The 303-nt window shown below is 45.2% G+C and carries 2 tRNA genes; both read left to right on the top strand.

The features are described 5' to 3' along the window. Positions 1–50 precede the first annotated feature (50 nt). Positions 51–124 (top strand) — tRNA-Trp (locus ADJ83_RS15535). Positions 125–143: 19 nt separating this feature from the next. Further along, positions 144–219: transfer RNA gene (locus tag ADJ83_RS15530), tRNA-His, on the top strand. Positions 220–303: the final 84 nt, after the last annotated feature.

The following is a 303-nucleotide window of genomic DNA, read 5'->3' as shown; positions in this document are numbered from 1 at the left end:
CGCTCCTTCGGGTTCGGCGGTTCGAATCCGTCCCCCTCCACCATCTATACAGGGGTATAGTTTAAAGGTAGAACGAAGGTCTCCAAAACCTTTGGTGTGGGTTCAATTCCTACTACCCCTGCCAATTTTTATTAATTATTATGGCGGATATGGCGAAGTGGTTAACGCATCGGATTGTGGCTCCGACACTCGTGGGTTCGATTCCCATTATTCGCCCCATTTTTTTTGACACTTTTTTTATTTTATTGCATATAAATAGTATTGGGCTATAGCCAAGCGGTAAGGCAACGGACTTTGACTCCG

This window comes from Bacillus sp. 522_BSPC (assembly GCF_001076885.1).
Lineage (GTDB): Bacteria > Bacillota > Bacilli > Bacillales > Cytobacillaceae > Niallia > Niallia hominis.
This window is presented reverse-complemented; position numbering and strand designations above follow the sequence as displayed.